At 62.7% G+C, this 4,141-nt stretch carries 3 protein-coding genes; all 3 read left to right on the plus strand.

Annotated features, from left to right (window positions below; translation table 11 throughout):
• A partial coding sequence (locus VGD20_RS10960; RefSeq protein WP_331134479.1) for a DUF6504 family protein occupies positions 1-321 on the plus strand: 321 nt, incomplete at its 5' end.
• Entirely contained in the window at positions 318-3,515 is a 3,198-nt protein-coding gene (locus tag VGD20_RS10965; protein WP_331134480.1) for an error-prone DNA polymerase, read from the plus strand. The genes VGD20_RS10960 and VGD20_RS10965, both read left to right, overlap by 4 nt.
• Positions 3,516-3,610: 95 nt before the next feature.
• Positions 3,611-4,141, plus strand: a 531-nt coding sequence (locus VGD20_RS10970; protein WP_331134481.1) for an HNH endonuclease, incomplete at its 3' end; no start/stop codon positions are given.

Here is a 4,141-nt window from a genome sequence, read left to right on the forward strand (position 1 = left end):
CCCGCCGGCTGGCCGGCTTGGACTAGGCCCATTCGCATGTTGGCGCGTCCTGAGGCGTTGTCGGGCGTCGTGGCGCTGCTCCCCGATCATCCACCACGTCGCTTCGCGTGGCGGGGGCGCTCCTATCGGGTCGTCGCAGGCGACGGGCCCGAGCGCATTCATGGCGAGTGGTGGCGCACCACACGCGAGATGTGGGCGGTGCGCGACTATTTTCGCGTCGAAGCCGAGAGCGGTGAGCGCTTCTGGTTGTTTCGCCGCGGCGACGCCATCGAGGACCGAACCGGCGACTTGAGTTGGTACATGCACGGCGTGTTCGGATGACGATCTACGTCGAACTCCAGGTAACGAGCCATTTCTCCTTTCTGCGGGGGGCATCCGCGCCCGAGGAACTGTTCGCCTCCGCGGCGTTGCTCGGTCACACCGCGCTCGGGCTTTGCGACCGAGGCAGCGTAGCCGGAATGGTGCGCGGCCTTTCGGGGCAAGAGGCGACCGGCGTGCGGCTCATCCCGGGATCGCGCATCGACCTCCGCGATGGACGTTCGCTCCTCCTCTATCCGAAAGACCGTCCCGCTTGGTCACGGCTCACGCGTCTGCTGACTCTCGGCAAGTCGCGCGGTGGCAAAGGCAATTGCTGGCTCGACTGGCCGGACGTCGCGGCACACGCCGACGGACTGGTCGCGATCCTGCTTCCCGACGCCGCCGACGACCGCACCCGCCTCGATCTTGCGGACCTGCGCGAACGCTTTGGCCCGGACGCCTATCTTGCGCTGTCGCTCCGACGTCGGCCCGGCGACTTTGCGCGGCTGCGCGCGCTCGACGCGCTGGCGCGCGAAGCCGGCGTCCGCTCCGTCGCTTGCGGCGACATCCTCTACCATGCTCCCGAGCGCCGCCCGCTGCAGGACGTCCTGACCGCGATCCGCGAAAAGACGACCGTCGACGCGCTCGGCTTCAAGCGCGAGCGCTTTATGGATCGTGCGATCAAATCGCCGGCCGAGATGGAACGGCGCTTTGTGCTTTTTCCCGACGCGATCGCGGCCACCGCCGACATCGCCGCAGCGTGCCGCTTCGATCTCGGCGAGATACGCTATCAATATCCCTATGAGGAGGTGATGGCGGGTCGCACCGCGCAGGAAGCGCTCGCCGCGTTGACCGAAGAGGGCGCGGCACGCATGTTCCCCGAGGGCGTACCGCCCGCATACCGGCAGCAGATCGACCATGAACTGCGCCTCATCGGCGAGCTTGGCTACGCGCCATATTTCCTGACCGTGAATTCGATCGTCGCCGAGAGCCGGCGGCGTGGAATCCTCTGCCAAGGGCGAGGCAGCGCGGCGAACAGTTGCGTCTGCTATTTGCTCGGCGTCACCTCGATCGATCCGATCCGCCATGAACTGCTTTTCGAACGCTTCGTGTCAGGCGAGCGTAAGGAGCCGCCCGATATCGATGTCGACTTCGAGCATGAGCGGCGCGAAGAAATCATCCAGTGGATTTATGACACCTATGGTCGGCACCGTTCGGCGCTGACCGCGGTCGTCACGCGCTACCGGACGCGTGGCGCCGTCGCCGAAGTCGGCAAGGCTCTCGGCCTTCCGCGCGATCTCACCAAGATGCTCACCGGGCTGGTTTGGGGCTGGTCGCTCGACGGCATCCCCGACGAACAGATCGCGAGCCTCAACCTCAATGCCGATGATCACCGTCTTCGCCTGACGCTCGATCTCGCGCGCGCGTTGATCGGCACGCCGCGCCATCTCTCGCAGCATCCCGGCGGCTTCGTCCTGACGCAGGAACGGCTGGACGATCTCGTGCCGATCGAGCCTGCGCGGATGGAGGACCGGCAGATCATCGAATGGGACAAGGACGATATCGACGTCCTCAAGTTCATGAAGGTCGATGTGCTCGGTCTAGGCATGCTCGGCTGCATGAACCGCGCCTTCAACCTGCTTCGCGACCATAAGGGCATCGATGTCGGAATGGCCGATTTGCAGGACGACGATCCGGCGGTCTTCGCGATGATCCAGAAAGCCGATACGTTGGGCGTGTTCCAGATCGAGAGCCGCGCACAGATGTCGATGCTGCCGCGGATAAAGCCTAAAAGCTTCTATGACTTGGTAATCGAAGTTGCGATCGTGCGCCCGGGGCCGATCCAAGGCGACATGGTCCATCCCTATCTTCGTCGCCGCGAGGGTAAGGAAAAGCCCGAATATCCCAAGCCTGAGCTTCGTGCGGTCCTGGAAAAGACGCTCGGTGTCCCGCTGTTCCAAGAGCAGGCGATGAAGGTCGCTATCGTCGGAGCGGGCTTCACGCCGGTCGAGGCAGACCAGCTCCGGCGCGCGATGGCGACTTTCAAACTGACCGGCGGCGTGTCGCATTTCTACGACAAGCTCGTCGGCGGTATGATCGAGCGCGGGTATCCGAAGGATTTCGCCGAGCGCACCTTCAAACAGATCGAGGGCTTCGGGAGTTACGGCTTTCCGGAAAGCCATGCCGCGAGCTTCGCGAAGATCGCCTATGCCAGTTGCTGGATGAAGCATCATCATCCGGACGTATTCTGCGCCGCCCTGCTGAATGCGCAGCCGATGGGCTTCTATGCCCCCGCTCAGATCGTGCGCGACGCGCGTAACCATGGCGTCGAGGTGCGACCGGTCTCGATCAACGATAGTCATTGGGATTGCACGCTGGAGAAGGCTGCCGGGCGGTATTTCGCGGTCCGGCTCGGGTTTCGGCAGGTGCGCAGCCTTGCCAACCTTCATGGCGCCGCGATCGTCGGTGCGCGTGGCGATATGCCCTATGACTGCGTCGAGGATGTGTGGCGCCGCGCGGGCGTACCCCGCGCCGCGATCGAGCGGATCGCCGAGGCCGATGGCTTCGCGTGCCTCGCGGAGGATCGGCGGCAGGGTCTCTGGAAGGTTCGAGGGCTGGGAGAGGCGCCGTTGCCGCTGTTCGCGGCGGCGGATGCTCGCGAAGAGCGCTTCTCGCCCGAGGGACTGGAACCGCCGACCTCGCTCAGGCCGATGACCGAGGGCCGCGAAGTCGTGGAAGACTATCGCACGTTGCAGCTATCACTGCGGGCGCATCCGTTGAGTTTCTTACGCGCCGAACTCGACGCGATGGGGATTGTCCGCTGCGCCGATCTTTCGCAAATCCGGGACGGCCGCAATATCGAGGTCGCGGGCGTGATCCTCGTCCGCCAGCGTCCGGGCTCTGCCAAGGGCGTCCTTTTCGTAACGATCGAGGATGAAACCGGCATCGCCAACGGTATCCTTTGGCCCGATCGCTTCGACATCTACCGGCGGCCTGTGATGGCGGCTTCCATGATCGCGATGCGAGGGAGGCTGCAAAAGGAAGGAGAGGTCATCCACATCATTTGCGACCGGATCGTCGATCACGATGGGATGCTGCGCTCGATTGCACAGGGCGACGTATCGATCACACCGGGACGCGGCGATGGAGCCCGAAACGGCGGCGGGCCAGATTCGCGCGATGCGCCGCTGCGAATTCGCAGCCACGACTTCCACTGATACCGGTAACTCTTCTTCAGTCGTGCTGGTTTGACTTTCGATCCCTGCAGCATCCATCTATCTCTTAATAACGAGAGTTTGATACGGGGGATCGCATGCCGATCGCAGAGAAGGACGTTAAACTGCTGTGGGGCAACGCGGGCGGGTATTGCAGCAATCCTGATTGCCGGACGAAAGTCTCGGAAGTTGGCGCGAATGGCGAAAGCTACCTAACCGGCGAGCAAGCTCACATTGTCGCGCGGCAGGCAGGTGGCCCCAGAGGGCAGGAGGGAGGTGGCGCGAACACCTACGAAAATCTCGTACTCTTGTGTCCGACTTGTCATACGAAGATCGATAAATCGCCTGATGGCACCTACCCCGTCGAGATGCTGCAAGCATGGAAAAAGCAGCATGAATCGTGGGTGGATAGCTGGTCCGACTGCGGAAAAATGGTGTCTACAGTCGAATTGATGCGCTTCATCGTCGGATTGCTGGACGAGAACAAGCATTACTTCGACGCCTATGGTCCCAAGTCTGAAATCGCAGCGAAAGACCCGGCTTCATCTGCTTACGCGATATGGACCGCTCGCAAACTTGATACCCTTCTGCCGAACAACCGGAAAATTGTTCAAGCGCTTGAGGTGAAT

Origin of the sequence: Sphingopyxis sp. (assembly GCF_036402335.1) — a bacterium.
Classification (GTDB): Bacteria; Pseudomonadota; Alphaproteobacteria; order Sphingomonadales; family Sphingomonadaceae; genus Sphingopyxis.